Source organism: Mycobacterium celatum, assembly GCF_002101595.1.
Lineage (GTDB): Bacteria > Actinomycetota > Actinomycetes > Mycobacteriales > Mycobacteriaceae > Mycobacterium > Mycobacterium celatum.
This window is the reverse complement of sequence record NZ_LQOM01000006.1, coordinates 1-18,149: the sequence shown is the minus strand read 5'-3', so window position 1 is coordinate 18,149 and position 18,149 is coordinate 1. Positions and strand designations below refer to the sequence as shown.

15 protein-coding genes and 1 pseudogene are annotated in these 18,149 nt (G+C 68.0%); 9 read left to right on the top strand and 7 right to left on the bottom strand.

The genetic code is table 11. The features are described 5' to 3' along the window. Positions 1-24: 24 nt before the first annotated feature. From AWB95_RS00610 to AWB95_RS00600, 3 genes are read right to left on the bottom strand one after another with little or no spacing between them, the layout of a single operon-like run. On the bottom strand, positions 25-975 hold the full coding sequence (locus tag AWB95_RS00610; RefSeq protein ID WP_062540878.1) for a 2-hydroxyacid dehydrogenase: 951 nt from the start codon (positions 973-975) through the stop codon (positions 25-27). Next, a complete protein-coding gene (locus tag AWB95_RS00605; protein ID WP_062540865.1) occupies positions 972-2,093 on the bottom strand; it encodes an alpha/beta hydrolase in 1,122 nt (373 codons plus the stop codon). Before AWB95_RS00605 ends, AWB95_RS00610 begins: the two co-directional genes overlap by 4 nt. A gap of 1 nt (position 2,094) precedes the next feature. After that, the gene (locus AWB95_RS00600) at positions 2,095-2,733 is read right to left on the bottom strand and encodes a TetR/AcrR family transcriptional regulator (RefSeq protein ID WP_099539615.1); all 639 of its coding nucleotides are present in this window, start codon (positions 2,731-2,733) and stop codon (positions 2,095-2,097) included. Positions 2,734-2,869: 136 nt separating this feature from the next. Here AWB95_RS00600 and AWB95_RS00595 point away from each other — a divergent pair, with 136 nt between their 5' ends. After that, positions 2,870-3,445, top strand: a complete 576-nt coding sequence (locus AWB95_RS00595; protein WP_062540863.1) for a VOC family protein — start codon at positions 2,870-2,872, stop codon at positions 3,443-3,445. On the opposite strand, the gene AWB95_RS00590 is transcribed toward AWB95_RS00595, so the two are convergent. Continuing rightward, positions 3,442-4,077, bottom strand: a complete 636-nt coding sequence (locus AWB95_RS00590) for a TetR/AcrR family transcriptional regulator (RefSeq protein ID WP_373280795.1) — start codon at positions 4,075-4,077, stop codon at positions 3,442-3,444. The two genes, AWB95_RS00595 and AWB95_RS00590, sit on opposite strands and share 4 nt — an antisense overlap. Positions 4,078-4,158: 81 nt before the next feature. On the opposite strand from AWB95_RS00590, the gene AWB95_RS00585 reads away from it, so the two are divergent. Beyond that, positions 4,159-5,064: an oxygenase MpaB family protein gene (locus tag AWB95_RS00585; RefSeq protein WP_062540877.1), complete on the top strand. Its 906-nt coding sequence runs from the start codon at positions 4,159-4,161 to the stop codon at positions 5,062-5,064. A 5-nt stretch (positions 5,065-5,069) separates the two neighbouring features. Here the strand turns inward: AWB95_RS00585 and AWB95_RS00580 are convergent, their stop codons facing one another. After that, positions 5,070-5,498: a type II toxin-antitoxin system VapC family toxin gene (locus AWB95_RS00580; RefSeq protein WP_062540861.1), complete on the bottom strand. Its 429-nt coding sequence runs from the start codon at positions 5,496-5,498 to the stop codon at positions 5,070-5,072. 2 nt (positions 5,499-5,500) lie between these two features. Further along, positions 5,501-5,755: a ribbon-helix-helix protein, CopG family gene (locus tag AWB95_RS00575; RefSeq protein WP_062540860.1), complete on the bottom strand. Its 255-nt coding sequence runs from the start codon at positions 5,753-5,755 to the stop codon at positions 5,501-5,503. 127 nt (positions 5,756-5,882) lie between these two features. On the opposite strand from AWB95_RS00575, the gene AWB95_RS00570 reads away from it, so the two are divergent. Continuing rightward, the gene (locus tag AWB95_RS00570; RefSeq protein WP_062540876.1) at positions 5,883-6,788 is read left to right on the top strand and encodes a class I SAM-dependent methyltransferase; all 906 of its coding nucleotides are present in this window, start codon (positions 5,883-5,885) and stop codon (positions 6,786-6,788) included. On the opposite strand, the gene AWB95_RS00565 is transcribed toward AWB95_RS00570, so the two are convergent. Next, positions 6,789-8,354, bottom strand: coding sequence for a PPE family protein (locus tag AWB95_RS00565; RefSeq protein ID WP_085167434.1), 1,566 nt, complete (start codon positions 8,352-8,354; stop codon positions 6,789-6,791). A gap of 530 nt (positions 8,355-8,884) precedes the next feature. Here AWB95_RS00565 and eccA point away from each other — a divergent pair. The 6 genes and pseudogenes from eccA to esxG form a co-directional block, all read left to right on the top strand. After that, entirely contained in the window at positions 8,885-10,726 is a 1,842-nt protein-coding gene (eccA, locus tag AWB95_RS00560; protein WP_062541358.1) for a type VII secretion AAA-ATPase EccA, read from the top strand. Then, positions 10,723-12,288, top strand: a complete 1,566-nt coding sequence (eccB, locus tag AWB95_RS00555; protein ID WP_062541359.1) for a type VII secretion protein EccB — start codon at positions 10,723-10,725, stop codon at positions 12,286-12,288. The genes eccA and eccB overlap by 4 nt, the downstream gene beginning before the upstream one ends. Beyond that, positions 12,285-16,247 carry a type VII secretion protein EccCa gene (eccCa, locus tag AWB95_RS00550; protein WP_062541360.1) on the top strand — a complete coding sequence of 1,321 codons (3,963 nt, stop codon included), beginning with the start codon at positions 12,285-12,287 and terminating at the stop codon, positions 16,245-16,247. The genes eccB and eccCa overlap by 4 nt, the downstream gene beginning before the upstream one ends. After that, positions 16,244-16,552: a PE family protein gene (locus AWB95_RS00545; RefSeq protein ID WP_062541361.1), complete on the top strand. Its 309-nt coding sequence runs from the start codon at positions 16,244-16,246 to the stop codon at positions 16,550-16,552. Before eccCa ends, AWB95_RS00545 begins: the two co-directional genes overlap by 4 nt. A gap of 2 nt (positions 16,553-16,554) precedes the next feature. Next, positions 16,555-18,000, top strand: coding sequence for a PPE family protein (locus AWB95_RS00540; protein ID WP_085167419.1), 1,446 nt, complete (start codon positions 16,555-16,557; stop codon positions 17,998-18,000). Positions 18,001-18,054: 54 nt separating this feature from the next. Then, positions 18,055-18,149: pseudogene (gene esxG, locus AWB95_RS00535) on the top strand (type VII secretion system protein EsxG); the annotation flags it as partial.

Genomic DNA, 18,149 nt, shown 5'->3' with positions numbered 1-18,149 from the left:
CGTAGGGGCCACGTCCCCCTCAATCTAATAACCGGTCGGTTGGTTGACTACATGGGCCAGCCGCTGCCCGTCACGCAGCCGACGGCAGTTGGCGACGGCCTCGATCAGGTAGCGCCGCATCGTGTCGGCGGTGTACCAGCTGACATGCGGCGTCAGCACCGCGTTGTCCAGGCTCAGCAGCGGGTTGTCCGGCCGCACCGGCTCGACGCCGAAGACGTCGAGCCCGGCGGCGGCCAACCGGCCGGTGCGCAGGGCTTCCACCAGGGCCGCCTCGTCGACGATCTCACCGCGCGAGGTGTTGACGAGTACCGCGCCCGGCTTCATCGCGGCCAACTGGTCGCGGCCGAGCAGGTGGTGCGTCGAGTCCGTCAATGGCAGGTGCAGCGAGACGATGTCGCTGGCGGCGAGCAGGTCCGGCAGCGCGCGCCAGCCCGGCAACCCGTCGTCGCGGGTGCTGGTGTGCAGCACCGTCGCGCCCATCGCGGTGACGATCTGCCCGACGTGCCTGGCGATGTTGCCGTAGCCGACCAGGCCTACGGTGCAGCCGCCGATGTCGCGCACCGTTTCGCCCAGCGCCGGATCGGAAGGCCAGCCGCGGCCCTGGCGGGTGAGCCGGTCGAGTACCGGCAGCCGGCGCAGCGCGGCCAGCATCAGCAGCACCGCGCCCTCGGCCACCGACGGCGCGTTGGCGCCCGGCATGTTCGCGACCGCGATGCCCAACTCGGTCGCGGCCTGCACGTCGATGGTGTTGACCCCGGCACCGAGTTTGTGCACCAGCCGCAGCTTGGGTGCGCTGCGCAGGTCGGCGCCCGACAGCGGCCGCAGCACATGCCAGATCACCTCGGCGTCGGGCAGCTCGCGATAGAAGGCGCTGTCGTCGTCGCCGGCACACCACCGGATGTCCAGCCAGTCCGCTTCGGGCGCAACGAAATCCAGCACCTTCGCCCCGGGAACGAAGTGGGCGAGAACTCTCAACGCCACCTTTTGGCAATCCACTTGGCGATGGTGTCGGCTTGCTCGCTGCGCGCTCCCGGGGTGGTGAAGTAATGGTCGGTGTCGATGGTGCACATCGACTTGTCGGTGCTGGCCAGTGCGTCGTAGATGCGCTGGGCATCCGAGGGAAAGACTCCGGTGTCGCCGTCGGCGTTGATGACCAGCGCGGGGCAGGTGACGCGTGCCAGGTGTGGCTCGGCCCGGGTCTGCGCGGTCCGCAGGCTCCACATGCCCAGCCAGTTGTGCAGCGTGCAAGCCGCGGCGATGCCGTGCGCCGAGCGGTTCGCCTTGGCCGGAACCCCCGCGTAGCACATGTTGGCCTGGCGTTTGGTGGGCTCGATGCCCGGGTCGACCATCCGCGGATCGGCCCAGGTCCGCATCACAGTGAACGGCCGATCGGAAAACCCTGCCGCCCGTACACGTTTCAGCTCCTTTTCGGCCCAGTCGGTAATCGCATTGTTGCGGGCGACCTGGGCCGAGCGGTAGCGCGCCACGAACTCCTCGGAAAACGGCGGGCCGTTGCTTTCGTTGAACAGGTCCAGATCCGGATCGGTGGCGACGGGGTCGCTCTCGTCGACGACGGCGGCGTCCATCCAGGCCGTCAGCACGTCCGGACGACCGGGGTGGGCGGCGCTGGCGACGTAGCCGTCGGCGGGCAGCAGCTCGGTCAAGCCGCTTGCGGGCCGCATGCCGGGCAGCGGGGTCACGTTCGGCTCGACCGCCTGCGACTGGTAGGCGGCCATCAGGGAGCCGCCACCGGAGTTGCCCAGCAGCACAATGGTTTCCACACCCTGGACCTCGCGTAGCCACCGCACGCCGACGCCGACGTCGACCAGGGCGTGGTCGAGTAGGAAGCTGCTCTCGAAGCCGCGGAATCTCGTGTTCCAGCCGAGGAACCCGATACCGCGGGTGGCCATGTAGTCCGCGAGATAGTGTTCGGAGAAGTCGATCTGGTAGTGCGTGGCGATCATCGCCACCTTCGGCTTGCGACCGACCCCGCGGTGATACAGCCCCTGGCAAGGGTTCCCGCCCGCACCGGCCCGCCGCGCGGTGGGCGAGGGCAGCCCGATGAACTCGCGAATCACTCCAGGGGTGGCCATCTCAGCGGACCTCCTTGTAGTAGATGGCGCGGTAGAAGATGTTGGCCAGCGTGTTGATGCAAGCCTCGTCGTCTGGATCACCGGCCAAATACGAACGAGCGCCGCTGAGCTGGAGGTAACAGAACTGGTTGAACATCGCCACGATCGCCACCGCGATCAGCTGCGGGTCGTCGCCGGCGCAGTACCCCTCGGCCTGAGCACGTCGCACCGTTTCGGTGATGAAAGAGACCGGGATCGCGCAGATCTCGGCCCAGTACTGGGCGAAGTCGTCGTTGACCATCGCCAGCTGTGACACGCTGATCATCTCCGCGAGCCGGTTGCGGTAGGTGTGCCAGTGCGCAGCTGCGGCCTCGTGTGCCCGCTCCCAGTTGGAAAGACCATGCTGGACAACGGTTTTCGCGCGCTGATTAGCTTCGTCTTGAAATCGAAGCGCCCACTCGCGGACCATCGCCTCTTTGGAGTCGTAATAGTTGTAGAACGACGCCGTCGACCGGCCCGCTTCGGCGGCGATGTCGGCGATGGTGGCGGACAGTATTCCTTTGCGCGCGATGACGGCCCGGGCGGCGGCGTCGATGGCGGCTTGCGTTCGCCGGCCGCGATGGGTGGGCAATTCGGCGCGCTGGCCGGGCTGCTCGGACACGGTGTACACCGGCGGCGCCTCCTCTCGCTACGACCCGTGCGACCCCTGGAAGAGAGCTGAATCTGATGTTAGATTCAGGTTCAGATCTTCGTGTACGGATCAGCGATACGCGCGCCGACCGACGGGAGCCCGGCAGATGATCAAGCCGCATAACCCCAACACCGAATTCGAGCTCGGCGGGATCAACCATGTCGCGCTGGTGTGTTCGGACATGGCCCGCACCGTCGACTTCTACAGCAATATCCTCGGCATGCCGCTGATCAAATCGCTGGACCTGCCGGGCGGCCAGGGTCAGCACTTCTTCTTCGACGCCGGCAACGGGGACTGCGTCGCGTTCTTCTGGTTCGCCGATGCGCCGGACCGGGTGCCGGGCGTGTCGTCGCCTGCCGCGATCCCTGGGATCGGGGAGATCACCAGCGCGGTCAGCACGATGAACCACTTGGCCTTTCACGTTCCGCCCGAGAAGTTCGACGACTACCGAAAGCGTCTCAAAGAAAAGGGCGTCCGGGTCGGTCCGGTGCTCAACCACGACGAGAGCGAGATGCAGGTCTCGCCGATCGTGCACCCGGGTGTCTATGTGCGATCGTTCTACTTCCAGGACCCGGACGGCATAACGCTCGAGTTTGCTTGCTGGACAAAGGAGTTCAGCGGCAGCGACGCGAAGGCGGTGCCGAAGACTGCGGCCGATCGCCGGGTGCCGGTGGGCAATTAGCGGTACAGCGCCGGGTCACCCAGTTCGTCGAGCAGCGACGCCAGGTGGTCGACGAGCTGCTCGGAATCCAGCCGCACCTCGCCGGCCAGCCAGGCGCTCAGTGTTTGCCCGACGCCGCCGACCACGAAATGCGCGGTGGCGGTGATCCGGTCGTTGCGCTGCATTCCCAGCGCGGTGCCCGCGTGCTGGCCGGAGAGCATCGCGAACAGCGCGCTGGACTCCTCGCGTTTGCGTACCAGGACCGCGTTGGCCGGTTGCGAGCTGAACAGCAAACGCCCTACACGCGGGTCGCCGTCGATGGTGCGCACGATGTTGGCCATGCCGGCGCGGGTCTGCTCCTCGGGCGGCGCGGCGGCCACCGCGGCCTGGGTGGTGGCGGCCAGATCGGCGATGACCCAGTCGAACACTGCGCCGACGAAGTCGTCCTTGTTGGCGAAGCTCTCGTAGAAGTAGCGAGCGGCCACCCCGGCGCGACGGCAAACGCCCCGCACGGTCAGTTCGGCCGGGTCCTGCTGATCGGTGCCGAGCAAATCCAGGCCGGCGGCCAGTAGACGGCTGCGACGCGCGGCCAGCCGCTCGGCCGGTTCGACGCCCCGATAGGGCCGCACACTCGTCGTCTCCGTCGGGGGCATGGCCACCATCTTGACATCGAAGTCACCCGGGCGGCAATATCAGGAAACAAGCGTTCTCACAATTAGCGGGCAGGTGTGGCGATGACGATCAGCGAACCCCTCGGGCAGGTCGAGCGTGCGGTGAGCGACCCGCCCGACCCGCGGTTGAAACGGCGCGGACGTCGGCTACGAACGGCGGGGATGGACGACGGCCTGATGGGCGTGGCGCTGCTGGCCGGCCCGGCCAATGTGATCATGCAGTTGGCCCGCCCTGGCGTCGGCTACGGCGTGCTGGAAAGCCGGGTGGAAAGCGGCCGCGTCGACCTGCATCCGATCAAGCGGGCACGCACCACGTTCACCTACCTGGCGGTGGCCAGCGCGGGCAGCGACGAACAGAAGGCGGCGTTTCGCCGGGCGGTCAACCGCGCGCACGCGCAGGTCTACTCGACGGACGAAAGTCCGGTGTCCTACAACGCGTTTGACCCGGAGTTGCAGCGCTGGGTCGGCGCCTGCCTGTACAAGGGCGGGGTCGACATCTACCGCATCTTCGTCGGCGAGATGGACGACGAAGAGGCCGAGCGCCACTATCGCGAGGGGATGGCGCTGGGCACCACACTTCAGGTTCCGCCGGAGATGTGGCCGGCCGATCGCGCCGCGTTCGACCGGTACTGGCAGGAGTCGCTGGACAAGGTGCACATCGACGACGCCGTGCGCGAGTACCTGTATCCCATCGCGGTGGGCCGGATGCCCGGCGTGACCCTGCCCGGGCCGGTGCAGCGCTGGCTCGACAGTTTCGGCCTGCTGATCACCGCAGGCTTTCTGCCGCAACGGTTTCGCGACGAGATGCGGTTCTCGTGGGACGCCGCCCAGCAGCGGCGGTTCGACCGGCTGATGGCGGTGCTGCGGACGGTCAACAACCTGATGCCGCGGTTCGTCCGGAAATTCCCGTTCAACGTGCTGCTGTGGGACCTCGACCGGCGGATCAGGACGGGCCGGCCGCTGGTATAGCGGGGTCAGATCGCCGGGCGGATATGACGCACGGAGGTGAATCGGGCGAAATCCCGATCGAGGGTCACCACGTCGCAGTGATGCTCGACGGCGATCGCGGCGAGGACGGCGTCGGGGATGAGGTCACCGGAAGCCTCGGCCTCATCGCATATTTCGCGAAGCAACGCGATGTGGCGTGGGCCGGGACTCGTCGGAAGGTAGTGCGGTTGGGCGTTGGTCGCCTCGATGAACTCGAACGCATCGGCTCGCGGTGACGGAACCTCGAAGATCCGTCGATTTGTCGCCAACCGAAGAAAAGACGCCCACACCATGCTCGGCACGGTGAAAAGCTCGTCGCCCGCCAGCAGTTGATCGAACCAGGGGCGGACGGTGTGGTGATCCGGGTGGTCACCGCGGTGGGCGGCCAATACGACGGTGACGTCGAGAAGGAACATCCTCACCGACGCCTGGTCAGGTCGAGCCCTTCGTCGAGAACTTCGGTCAAGGTCCGGTTCGAGGTCAAGTCCAGGCCCAGTCGCGGGCCGGTGCCGTGGAACACCGGCACTGCAGGCCGAGGTGTCCGGTCGTCGGCCGCGGCAAGTTCGCGACGAAGCGCGTCCTCGATCACCGCGCCCAACGATTGACCTCGCTCACGCGCTCGCCGCTTGGCCGCCGCGAGAAGCTCATCGGAGATCGACACTGTGGTGCGCATGATGACAACGCTAGTGCATCACACGCATCACCGGTGTACGGGCCGGACCGCCAGCCCGATCTGCAGCTCACGGTCACCGATCTCGTGGGCGACTGGGCCCGAATCGCGTTGGCGTATGGTCGGTTACGTGCGTACTGAAGGTGACACCTGGGACATCACGACGAGTGTCGGTTCGACCGCGTTATTCGTGGCCACCGCCCGAGCATTGGAGGCGCAAAAGCCCGACCCCCTGGCCGTTGACCCGTTCGCCGAGGTGTTCTGCCGCGCGGTGGGCGGCGACTGGGCCGGCGTGCTCGACGGCAAAGTGCCCGACCACCAGCTGAAGACCGACGATTTCGGCCAGCACTTCATCAACTTCCAAGGCGCCCGCACCAGATATTTCGACAACTATTTCCGCCAGGCGGCCGACGCCGGCGTGCGTCAGGTGGTCATCCTGGCCGCCGGACTGGATTCCCGCGCCTACCGACTGCCCTGGCCCGGCGGGACGACGATCTTCGAGTTGGACCAGCCCCAGGTGCTGGAGTTCAAGCGCGAGGTGCTCGCCGAACACGGCGCTGAGCCTAAAGTCGAGCGCCGCGAGGTCGCCATCGACCTTCGCGAAGACTGGCCGCAAGCGTTGCGGGACAGCGGTTTTGACCCGTCAAAGCCGTCGGCCTGGATTGCCGAGGGCCTACTGATCTATCTTCCGGCGACCGCACAGCAGCAACTGTTCACCGGAATCGATGCGCTGGCCGCGTCCGGAAGTCATATCGCGGTGGAGGACGGCGCCCCGCTGCCGGCCGACCAGTTCGCCGCCGCCGTCGAGGAAGAACGCAAGGCGACCGCCGCGGGCGACCAGCGCGTGTTCTTCCAGCTGGTCTACAACGAGCGGTTCGCGCCGGCCGACCAGTGGTTGGGCGAGCGCGGCTGGACCGCCGTCGCGACCCCGCTGGCCGACTATTTGCGGGAAGTCGGGCGCCCGGTACCCGGCCCGGACACCGAGGCTGGACCGATGATCGCCCGCAACACCTTGGTCAGCGCCGTCAAGGGCTGATCAGGACCAGCTGCCCGGCACCATCGGCACGGTTGGTCCGTCGCCGAACCGACCGTCCTCCAGCCTCGCCAACCCTGCCGCCTGCCGCGCAGCGGACTTGGTCGCGGTGCCGGCGAAACCCAGCGGTTCCGCGCCCTGGTCGGAGGCCACCGTCGTAGGCCCCTGAAGGGGTTCTGAGTCCGGCCCCAGGAACTCGTAGCGGTAACCGCGGTAGATGCGTTTCGGTGCCCGGCTCCGACGCCACCGGATTTGCTCCGGCTTCGCCGTCGAAGCCGCGGCGGCCGGTGCCGCGCCGACGTCGAGTACCGGGTTGTGAGCCTTGCCGCCGGCGCTCGACTTCGCGCCAGATCCCAGAACGCCTGCCAGATATGGATAGACGGAACTCTGGGCGCCGAGGGTAGCTTCCGGGCCCATCAGCGGCGGGGATGGGGGCGGAGCGGTGGGCGGAGGTGCGGCCGCGGGTGTGGGTGCCGTCGCGACCGGAGTAGGCGCCGGGACAGCGCCGGGAGCAGGAGCGGACGCGGCGACCGGCACCGGGGGCGCCGTCGCGACGGGAACCGGTGCCGCAGCAGCGGGAACCGGTGCCGGCGCCGTCACACCGGCCAGCCCGGCCAGGCCGGCGAATCCGCCCGGCGCTGCGGTGGGCGCGATTGCCACGGGTGCGGTCAACCCCAGGGTGTAGATCGGATTGCTGAGCACAAAGCCGATCAGGCCCGCCGGGTTGTAGAGAATGAGCCAGATCAGATACATCGTGCGGTGCACGACGAATTGGGTACCGAGGAGCACTAACGCCTCGAGGAATTGCACGGGGTTGCCTGCGTAGTTGGCAAGCATGGCTTCTGCGCGGGGGAGGAACGTCGCCAAACTCGGCTGCATCATCTGGAAGGAATTTGGCGAAAACGGATTGAACTGCGGCGGGAAGATGGCCTGTATCCACTGCTCGGGGGTGGTGGGCAGGGTAGTACCCATGCCGGGCATATTGCCCATGCCCGAGCCGTTGCCCATATCGGAACCGCTGCGCATGTCCGCTTTCATGATCTGCGGCGCCGCCGTGCTGCGTGGCGTCGCGGCGACGGCCGCGGTCGACACGGCGTGGTAAGTGGTCATGGTGGCGGCAGCCTGGATCCACATCCGCACGTAGTCGGCCTCGTTGAGGGCGATCGGAATGGTGTTGATGCCGAAGAAATTGGTCGCCACCAACACGGCATGGGTGGCGTGGTTGGCGGCCAGTTCGGCCAGTGTCGGCATGGCCGCCAGCGCGGTCGTGTAAGCGGTTGCCGCGGTCACCTGCTGCACCGCCGTCGCGGCGCTATCCGTACTGGCCTGCATCAGCCAGGCCAGGTAAGGAGCGTGGGCGGCTACATACGACTCGGCGCTCGGGCCCGCCCATGCTCCGGCTTGTACCGCTCCCAGCACTGCGGTGAGTTCGTCAGCGGCCGAGGCGTATTCGGTGCTGAGCGAATCCCATGCGGCGGCCGACGCCAGCAACGGCCCGGGGCCCGGTCCGCTGCTCAGCAGCGCCGAATGAACTTCAGGTGGGAAGGCCGTCCAGATCGGCGCGGTCATCACAAACCTCTCCCGATAACTCTCGTCGGCGTCGGCCACGCCACGTCGCCTCCGCACCTCGGGGCGTTGCGACGCGGGCGGTGGTCGAAACCGCCCCCACATAGCACGTAGGACGATATTCTACGACCGTAGATACGGAGTTCTAGCGCGTTTTGCTCCGCATTAGCTGTGAAGATCGGCTTCTATACCCGCGCCTACGTAGATAGGATCGTGCTGTGCCGACACTGCGGATTCGTGCGGTGGCGGTCCCGCCGGCGCGATGCTCGCTGAGTCGGGGAACCCGACACGTCGGCAGACCGACTGATAGTGAGACCCGTTCAGTCGAGAGCGTCAGCGTGGGGTATCGTCCCGATGAGACGTTATCGAAAATGGTTTTCATCAACGCGTGGAGCCGGAAGGAGGCTGTCTTGTTGCTTCAGTCTCGCTGCCGGAGTCACTCGCTGCGCTAATAGGGGCGTCTCGACACTTAGCTTATGCAATGCTAACTTCAGCGAAGTTAGGTAGCACTAACAACAGGAGGAGACGGGGGCGTGGACAGCGCTGACACCGGCACGCTCGCGACGCGGCCCGCAACTGCCCGGGTTGACGACGACGTCATCAGCCGATTCGCCACCTGCTGCCGAGCCCTCGGGCTCAAGGTCTACGACCGCCGGCGCCCCGCCGACCTGGCCGCCGCCCGGTCCGGCTTCAGCGCACTCACCCGCATTGCCTACGACCAGTGCGATGCCTGGACGGGGCTGGCCGCTGCCGGTGACGTGTCGGCCCGTGTGCTGGAAGCGGTTTCGCGCACCGCGCCCACCGCGGGGATATTGCAGCGCCGCGTGGAGTTGGCGCCGGGCGCTTTGGGCTTCTACTACGACACCGGTCTGTATCTACGGTTTCGTGCCACCGACCCCGACGATTTCCACCTCGCCTATGCGGCGGCGCTGGCCGCCGAGGGCCGCTACGCGGACGCGCACAAGTTGGTCAGCGACATCACCGAACGCCGGCCGAGCTGGCGCGACGCCCGCTGGGTCATGGTGGCCATCCACTACCGCGCCGAGCGCTGGTCCGACGTCGTCAAGCTGCTAACCCCCGTCGTCAACGACCCCGACCTGGACGAGACCTACGCGCACGCCGCCAAGATCACGCTGGGCATCGCATTGGCCCGGCTCGGCATGTTCGCCCCCGCGCTGTCGTACCTGGAGGAACCCGACGGTCCGGTCGCGGTCGCCGCCGTCGACGGCGCGCTGGCCAAAGCGCTCGTACTGCGCGCACACGTCGACGAAGAGTCGGCAAGCGAAGTCCTGCAGGACCTTTACGCGGCCAATCCGGAAAACGAGCAGATCGAACATGCCCTGTCCGACACCAGCTTCGGGATCGTCACCACCACCGCGGCCCGGATCGACGCGCGGACCGATCCATGGAACCCGGAGACCGAGCCCAGCGCCGAAGACTTCATCGACCCCGAGTCGCGCGAGCGTAAGGCCGAGCTGCTCGCCGAGGCCGAACGCCAGCTCGCCGAGTTCATCGGACTGGAACAAGTCAAAAACCAGGTGGCGCGCCTGAAGAGCTCGGTGGCAATGGAATTGGTGCGCAAGCAGCGCGGGCTCACGGTAGCCCAGCGCACCCACCACCTGGTCTTCGCCGGACCGCCTGGCACCGGTAAGACCACGATCGCCCGAGTTGTCGCCAAAATCTATTGCGGGCTGGGCCTTTTGAAGAAAGAGAACATCAAAGAGGTGCACCGCGCAGACCTGATCGGCCAGCACATCGGCGAGACCGAAGCCAAGACCAACGCGATCATCGACAGCGCACTGGACGGCGTGCTGTTCCTCGACGAGGCCTACGCGCTGGTGGCCACCGGCGCCAAGAACGACTTCGGCCTGGTAGCCATCGACACCCTGCTGGCCCGGATGGAGAACGACCGGGACCGGCTGGTGGTCATCATCGCCGGATACCGCGCCGACCTGGACAAGTTCCTCGACACCAACGAGGGTCTGCGCTCACGGTTCACCCGCAGCATCGACTTCCCGTCGTACAACCCGGGCGAACTCGTCGAAATCGCGCGCAAGATGGCCGAGCAACGCGACAGCGCATTCGAGAAGGCCGCCCTCGACGATCTGGAGAAGTTGTTCGCCCATCTGGCTGACTCGACGACTCCCGATTCCAACGGCGTCAACCGGCGCAGCCTCGACATCGCCGGTAACGGCCGGTTCGTCCGCAACATCGTGGAAAAGTCCGAGGAAGAAAGAGAATTCCGATTGGATCACTCGGAACAGGCTGGAACCGGTGAGTTCACCGACGACGAACTGATCACGATCACCGCCGGCGACGTCGCGAACTCGGTGGAGCCGCTGCTGCGCGGCCTCGGCCTCTCGGTGCCGGCATGAGTGCCCGCGAACCTGACGACGAGCGGCGCTCGTTCTCGTCGCGCACGCCGGTCAACGACAACCCGGACAAAGTCGTCTACCGCCGCGGCTTCGTCACCCGCCACCAGGTGAGCGGCTGGCGATTCGTCATGCGCCGCATCGCTTCTGGGGTTGCCCTGCACGACACCCGCATGCTCGTCGACCCGCTGCGCACCCAGACCCGCTCGGTGGTCATGGGCGTGCTGATCCTGGCCACCACCCTGGTGGGCTGCTTCGTGTTCTCGCTGATCCGGCCCAACGGGTCGCCGGCCAACAACCCGGTGCTGGCCGACCGCTCCACCGCCGCGCTGTACGTGCGGGTCGGGGACCGGTTGCACCCGGTGCTCAACCTGACGTCGGCACGGCTGATCGCCGGCCGGCCGGTCAACCCCACCACCGTGAAAAGCAGTGCGCTGGACCAATTCCCGCGCGGCAACCTGATCGGCATCCCCGGCGCGCCGGAGCGGATGGTGCAAAACACCAGCAAGGACGCCAACTGGACGGTGTGCGACGCCGTGAGCGGTCCGGATGCCGGGGTCACGGTGATCGCCGGAACCCCGGACAGCAGCGGCGCCCGCGCGGCGACGCTGGCGGCCGGGCACGGCGTGCTGACCAAGAACGACGCCGGCACCTGGCTGCTGTGGGACGGCAGGCGCAGCAGGATCGACTTGGCCGACCGCGCGGTCACCGGAGCGTTGGGCTTGGGCACCGACGTACCCGCTCCGCGGACGATCGCCGCCGGCCTGTTCAATGCGATTCCCGAGGCGCCGGCCCTGACCGCCCCGGCCGTCCCCGATGCCGGAAGCCCGCCGCAGTTCCCGCTGCCGGTGGGAGCGCCGGTCGGCGCGGTCGTCGTCGCCTATGCAGCGGACAACACCCCGCTGTATTACGCGGTGTTACCCGATGGGCTGCAACCGATTTCGGCGGTGCTGGCCGCGATGTTGCGCAACGCCAACTCCTACGGCCTGGACCAGCCGCCCCGGCTGAGCGCCGACCAAGTCGCCAAGCTGCCGGTATCGCGGGTGCTGGACACCGCCCGCTACCCCGATCAGCGGATCAGTCTGGTCGACGCCGCCCATGATCCGGTCACCTGTGCGCATTGGAGCAAGCCGGCCGGCGCCGCCACCAACTCCCTGACGCTGCTGTCCGGTTCGGCGCTGCCGGTGCCCGAAGCGGTGCACACCGAGGATCTGGTCAGTGCCGGCGCCGGCGGGACGGCGACCCGTGTCGCGCTGGCACCCGGCACGGGTTACTTCGCCCAGAGCGTCGGCCAGGGTGCGGAGTCTCCTGCGGCGGGTTCGCTGTTCTGGATCTCCGATACAGGCGTGCGCTACGGCATCGACACCGAAGCCGGAACCACCGATCACGCGAAAACCGTTGAAGCTCTCGGCCTCAACCCGCCGCCGACTCCGATCCCATGGTCGATGCTGTCGCTGTTCGCGCCCGGACCGACGCTCTCACGCGCCGACGCGTTGCTCGCCCACGACGGCCTGGCGCCCGACAAACGGCCCGGTCGAACGACCTCAGCTGAGGAGACCCGATGAGCCGATTGATCTTTGAGGCCCGCCGCCGGGTGCCGCGGCCGGTGAGCCGCAAGGGTGCCATCAACATCGAGGCGCCCCCGGAGCTGCCGCGGGCGATTCCGCCGTCGCTGCTGCGGCGCGCGCTGCCGATCGTGATCGTCATCCTGATCGTCGGGATGATCGTCGCGATGGTCGCCACCGGGATGCGGGTGATCTCCCCGCAGACCCTGTTCTTCCCGTTCGTGCTGTTGCTGGCCGCCACGGCGCTGTACCGCGGCACCGACAACAAGATGCGCACCGAAGAGGTCGACGCCGAGCGGGCCGACTATCTGCGCTACCTGTCGGTGGTGCGGGACAACATCCGCGCCCAGGCCGCCGAGCAGCGCGCGGCCGCGCAGTGGTCGCATCCCGACCCGGCCGAGTTGGTCGCGATCCCCGGCTCGCGACGTCAGTGGGAGCGCGACCCCGCCGACGACGACTTCCTGGTGGTGCGGGCCGGACTGCATTCGGCGCCGCTCGCCACCGCGCTGCGCGTCAACGACACCGCCGACGAGATCGACCTGGAACCGGTGTCGCACAGCGCTTTACGCAGCCTGCTGGACACCCAGCGCACCGTGCGCGACGTGCCGGCCGGCATCGACCTGGCCAAGGTTTCGCGGATCACCGTGCTCGGCGACACCGACGACGTGCGAGGGGCGCTGCGCGCCTGGATCGCCCAGGCGGTGACCTGGCACGACCCGACCGTGCTGGGCGTCGCGCTGGCCACGCCCGACCTGGAGTCGCCGGACTGGTCGTGGCTGAAATGGCTGCCGCACGTTGACATTCCGGGCCAGGTCGACGGCGTCGGTCCGGCGCGCTACCTGTCCACCAACATCGACGAGCTGGCCGCCCAGCTGGGCCCGGCGCTGGCCGACCGCCCAGCGTTCAACGGCGCTGCGGCCGACGCGCTGCGGCACCTGTTGATCGTCGTCGACGACCCCGACTACGACGTCAACGCGTCGACCCTGGCTGCCGGGTGGGCCGGCGTCACCGTCATCCACCGTTCGGCCACCCCGCCGCACCGCGAACAGTATTCGGATCCAGAGCGGCCGATCCTGCTTGTGGCGGACGGCGTCATCGACCGCTGGCAGACCGGCGGCTGGCAGCGTTACGTCGACACTGCCGACACATTCGGCGCCGACGACGCCGCGTATCTCGCACGGCGGCTGTCCCGCTGGGACTCGAACCCCACCCACAGCGGGCTGCAGTCGGCGGCCACCCGCGGCGCCACTTTCACGACGCTGCTGGGGATTCCGGACGCGTCGCGCCTGGACGTGCCGACGCTGTGGGCACCGCGGCGCCGCGAGGACGAGCTGCGGGTTCCGATCGGCGTCACCGCGACCGGCGAGCCGCTGATCTTCGACCTCAAGGACGAGGCCGAAGGCGGCATGGGTCCGCACGGCCTGATGATCGGCATGACGGGCTCCGGCAAGTCGCAGACCCTGATGTCGATCCTGTTGTCGCTGTTGACAACTCACCCCGCCGACCGGCTGATCGTCATCTATGCCGACTTCAAGGGTGAGGCCGGCGCCGACAGCTTCCGCAATTTCCCGCAGGTCGTCGCGGTGATCTCGAACATGGCGGAGAAGAAGTCGCTGGCCGACCGGTTCGCCGACACGCTGCGCGGTGAGGTGGCGCGCCGCGAGGTGTTGCTGCGGGAAGCGGGCCGTCGCGTCCAGGGCAGTGCGTTCAATTCGGTGACCGAGTACGAGAACGCGATCGCGGCGGGCCACGACCTGGCGCCGATCCCGACATTGTTCGTGGTCGCCGACGAGTTCACCCTGATGCTGGCCGACCACCCCGAATACGCGGAGCTGTTCGACTACGTTGCCCGCAAAGGCCGCTCGTTCCGCATCCACATTCTGTTCGCGTCGCAGACCCTGGACATCGGCAAGATCAAGGACATCGACAAGAACACGTCCTACCGGATCGGTTTGAAGGTGGCCAGCCCCGCGGTGTCGCGGCAGATCATCGGTGTGGAGGACGCCTACCACATCGAATCCGGCAAGGAGCACAAGGGCGTGGGGTTCTTGGTGCCCGCGCCGGGTGCGGCGCCGATCAAGTTCCGCAGCACGTATGTCGACGGCATCTACGATCCGCCGCAGGCGGCGAAAACGCTTGTGGTGCACTCGGCTCCGGAGCCCAAGCTGTTCAGCGCCGGGCGCGTCGAACCGGATCAGGACACCGTGATCACCGGCGGCGACGACGAGGAACCGACCGGTCCACCGCGCAAGCTGATCGCCACGATCGGCGACCAGTTGGCCCGGTACGGGCCGCGCGCGCCGGAGCTATGGCTGCCGCCGCTCGACGAGCCGATCCCGCTGAGGACGGTGCTGGCCCGCGCCGCGATACCGCAAGGCCAGTGGCGCTGGCCGCTCGGTGAGATCGACAAGCCGTTCGAGATGCGCCGCGACCCGCTGGTGTTCGACGCGCGCTCGGCGGCCGGCAACATGGTGATCCACGGTGGCGCCAAGTCGGGCAAGTCGACTGCGCTGCAGACCTTTATCCTCTCGGCCGCCAACTTGCACGCGCCCGGCGAGGTGAGCTTCTACTGCCTGGACTACGGCGGTGGAGGCCTGCGGGCGCTGGAGGACCTGGCGCATGTCGGCAGCGTGGCCTCGCCGCTGGAGCCCGAGCGCATCCGTCGTACCTTCGGCGAGCTCGAGCAGCTGCTGCGCTCACGTCAGCAGCGGGAGGTCTTCCGGGATCGCTCGGCGCTCGACGACGGATTCGGCGAAGTGTTCCTGGTCATCGACAACCTCTACGCGTTCAGCCGGGATAACACCGACCAGTTCAACACCCGTAACCCCTTGCTGGCCAAGGTGACCGAGCTGGTGAACGTCGGCCTGGCCTACGGCATCCACGTGATCGTCACCACACCGAGCTGGCTGGAGGTGCCGCTGGCGATGCGCGACGGTCTCGGGCTGCGGCTGGAGCTCAAGCTGCACGACGCCCGCGACAGCAATGTCCGAGTGGTGGGCGCGCTGCGCCGGCCGGCCGAGGCGGTGCCGCCGGACCAGCCGGGTCGCGGGCTGACCATGGCCGCCGAACACTTCTTGTTCGCGGCTCCCGAGCCGGACCAGGTGGCCGCGGTCAACGCCCGTTACCCGGGAGCGGTGGCGCCGCCGGTGCGGCTGCTGCCGACAAATCTCGCGCCGAGCGATGTCGGCGCCGTGTATCGGGGTCCGGACCGGGTCGTCATCGGCCAGCGCGAAGAGGACTTGGCCGCAGTGGAAGTCAACTTCGCCGACAACCCACTGCTGATGGCCTTCGGAGACACCAAGTCGGGTAAGACCACGCTGCTGCGCCACATCATCCGCACCGTCCGCGAGCACTCGACCGCCGAGCAGGTCGCTTTCACAGTGCTGGACCGCCGGCTGCATCTGGTCGACGAGCCGCTGTTCGGTGACAACGAGTACACCACCAACATCGACCGCGTCATCCCGGCGATGCTGGGGCTGTCGGCCCTCATCGAAAAGCGCCGCCCGCCAGCGGGTTTGGCGCCGCACGAGCTGGCCGGCTGGCGATACCGTGGGCACACCCACTACCTGATCATCGACGACGTCGACCAGTTCCCGGACACACCGGCGATGAGCGGGCCGTTCATCGGGCAACGGCCGTGGACCAGCCTGATCGGGCTGCTGGCGCAGGCCGGCGACCTGGGCTTGCGGGTCATCATCACCGCGCGTGCCAGCGGGTCTGCGCACGCGTTGATGACCAGCCCCCTGCTGCGCCGGTTCAACGACCTGCAGGCGACCACGCTGATGCTGTCCGGCAATCCGGCCGACGGCGGCAAGATCCGCGGTCAACGATTCGAACGGTTGCCCGCCGGCCGGGCGATCCTGTTGGGCGACAGCGACAGTCCCACGTATGTGCAGTTGGTCAACCCTCTGGTCGATGAGGGAGTGACCGTCGACGGTCGAAAGGAGTATTTGCAATGACGCTGCAAGTTGTTCCCGAGGGCTTGGCCGCCACCAGTGCCGCGGTCGAAGCGATCACCGCCAAGCTCGCGGCTGCCCACGCGAGCGCGGCTCCGGTGATCAGTGCCGTGATACCGGCTGCGGCCGACCCGGTTTCGCTGCAAACCGCTGCCGGCTTCAGCGCCCAGGGCAGCGAGCACGCGACCGTGGCCGCCCAGGGTGTCGAGGAACTGGGCCGGGCCGGTGTCGGCGTCGGGGAATCCGGTGTCAGCTACGCCACCGGTGACGCGGCCGCGGCCTCGACCTACCTGGTTGCCGGCGGCTGACCATGACTGCGCCGGTGTGGATGGCTTCGCCGCCGGAGGTGCATTCGACGCTGCTCAGCAGCGGTCCTGGGCCCGGGTCGCTGCTGGCGGCCGCGGCGGCATGGACCTCGCTCAGTAACGAATACGCTTCCGCCGCGGGTGAACTCACCACGCTGTTGGGCGCGGTGCAGGCTGGGTCGTGGGAAGGTCCCACCGCGGAGCAGTACGTCGCGGCCCATGTGCCGTACCTGGCCTGGCTGACGCAGGCCAGCGCGAACAGCGCCGGGGTGGCCGCCCAGCACGAGGTGGCGGCGGCGGCCTACACCACGGCGCTGGCCGCCATGCCGACGTTGCCCGAGCTGGCCGCCAACCACGCGATCCACGGGATTCTGGTGGCCACGAATTTCTTTGGGATCAACACGATTCCGATTGCGCTGAACGAGGCGGACTATGTCCGGATGTGGGTCCAGGCCGCCACCACAATGGCGACCTATCACGCGGTTTCCGGCATCGCGCTGGCCTCCGCGCCGCGCACCACGGCGGCGCCGACGGTGGTGAAGTCGAACGGCGTCGCGCAGGCTGCCAGCCAGGCGCCGTCCGGGTCGGACTTCCTCAGCCAGATGTTCAACCAGCTGATGCAGCTGTTCCAGAATCCGGGCCAGGTGCTTCAAGCACTGCTGACCAATCCCGCTGCCTGGGTGACCTATTTTCCGCTGCTGTTCTTTATCGGTTACCAGGTGTTCTGGAACCTCGTCGGTTGGCCGACGTGGGCGATGATTCTCAGCGCCCCGTTTGTGCTGCCGCTCGCGATCGGTCTCGGGGTCGGCGCACTGATGACCGCCGACGCGCCGATTGCGCCGGCGCCCGTGCCGGCGGTGGTCGGAGCACCCGCCGCGGCCGGGACCGCATCGTCCGCGGCGTTGCCGGTCGCCGCCCTGGCCCCCGGTGTTCCCGCCTCGGCCGCACCCGGATCCGCGCCGGCCGCGGGCACCGCCGCGGCGGGCGCCGCACCTGCCGCCGCATCGGCGGCACCCGGTTTCGCCTACGCGGTGGGCGGTATCTATCCGGACGGCGGACCGGGTCCGAGCCTGCGCGATCGCGAGGGAACCAAGGCGCCGGCCGCGCACATTCCGGCCGCCGCCGCAGTCGGGGCATCGAGCCGCGAGAAGGCGCGCGCACGGCGCCGCCGCCGGGCGGCGCTGCACGACCACGCCGACGAATTCGCGGACATGGAGACCGATTTCGACCCGGGCGCCACCGCCGAGCCGGAGACGATGGCCTCGGGCAACGGCGCCGGACGGTTGGGGTTCGCCGGCACGGTGGGCAAGGACACGGTGACCGCGGCGTCGGGGTTGGCGACGCTTGCCGGCGATGAATTCGGCGGCGGCCCGACGATGCCGATGGTACCCGGCACCTGGGAATCGGAGTCGGCCAGCCATCCCAACGGCGAAGGGGGAGAACACAACTGAGACAGCACCGTACATGTCGCATGAGTGGTAGTCGATGAGGAAAGGATGTGAGTGATGAGTTTGTTGGATGCGCATATTCCGCAGTTGGTGGCGTCGCAGTCGGCGTTTGCGGCTAAGGCGGGGTTGATGCGCTCGACGATCGGTCAGGC

Coding starts and splice junctions, on each gene's coding strand:
- AWB95_RS00540 (WP_085167419.1), top strand. CDS start 16,555: ATGACTGCGCCGGTGTGGATGGCTTCGCCGCCGGAGGTGCATTCGACG.
- AWB95_RS00565 (WP_085167434.1), bottom strand. CDS start 8,354: ATGACCGCGCCGATCTGGACGGCCTTCCCACCTGAAGTTCATTCGGCG.
- eccCa (WP_062541360.1), top strand. CDS start 12,285: ATGAGCCGATTGATCTTTGAGGCCCGCCGCCGGGTGCCGCGGCCGGTG.
- AWB95_RS00590 (WP_373280795.1), bottom strand. CDS start 4,077: ATGCCCCCGACGGAGACGACGAGTGTGCGGCCCTATCGGGGCGTCGAA.
- AWB95_RS00585 (WP_062540877.1), top strand. CDS start 4,159: ATGACGATCAGCGAACCCCTCGGGCAGGTCGAGCGTGCGGTGAGCGAC.
- eccB (WP_062541359.1), top strand. CDS start 10,723: ATGAGTGCCCGCGAACCTGACGACGAGCGGCGCTCGTTCTCGTCGCGC.
- AWB95_RS00605 (WP_062540865.1), bottom strand. CDS start 2,093: ATGGCCACCCCTGGAGTGATTCGCGAGTTCATCGGGCTGCCCTCGCCC.
- AWB95_RS00545 (WP_062541361.1), top strand. CDS start 16,244: ATGACGCTGCAAGTTGTTCCCGAGGGCTTGGCCGCCACCAGTGCCGCG.
- AWB95_RS00575 (WP_062540860.1), bottom strand. CDS start 5,755: ATGCGCACCACAGTGTCGATCTCCGATGAGCTTCTCGCGGCGGCCAAG.
- AWB95_RS00595 (WP_062540863.1), top strand. CDS start 2,870: ATGATCAAGCCGCATAACCCCAACACCGAATTCGAGCTCGGCGGGATC.
- AWB95_RS00580 (WP_062540861.1), bottom strand. CDS start 5,498: ATGTTCCTTCTCGACGTCACCGTCGTATTGGCCGCCCACCGCGGTGAC.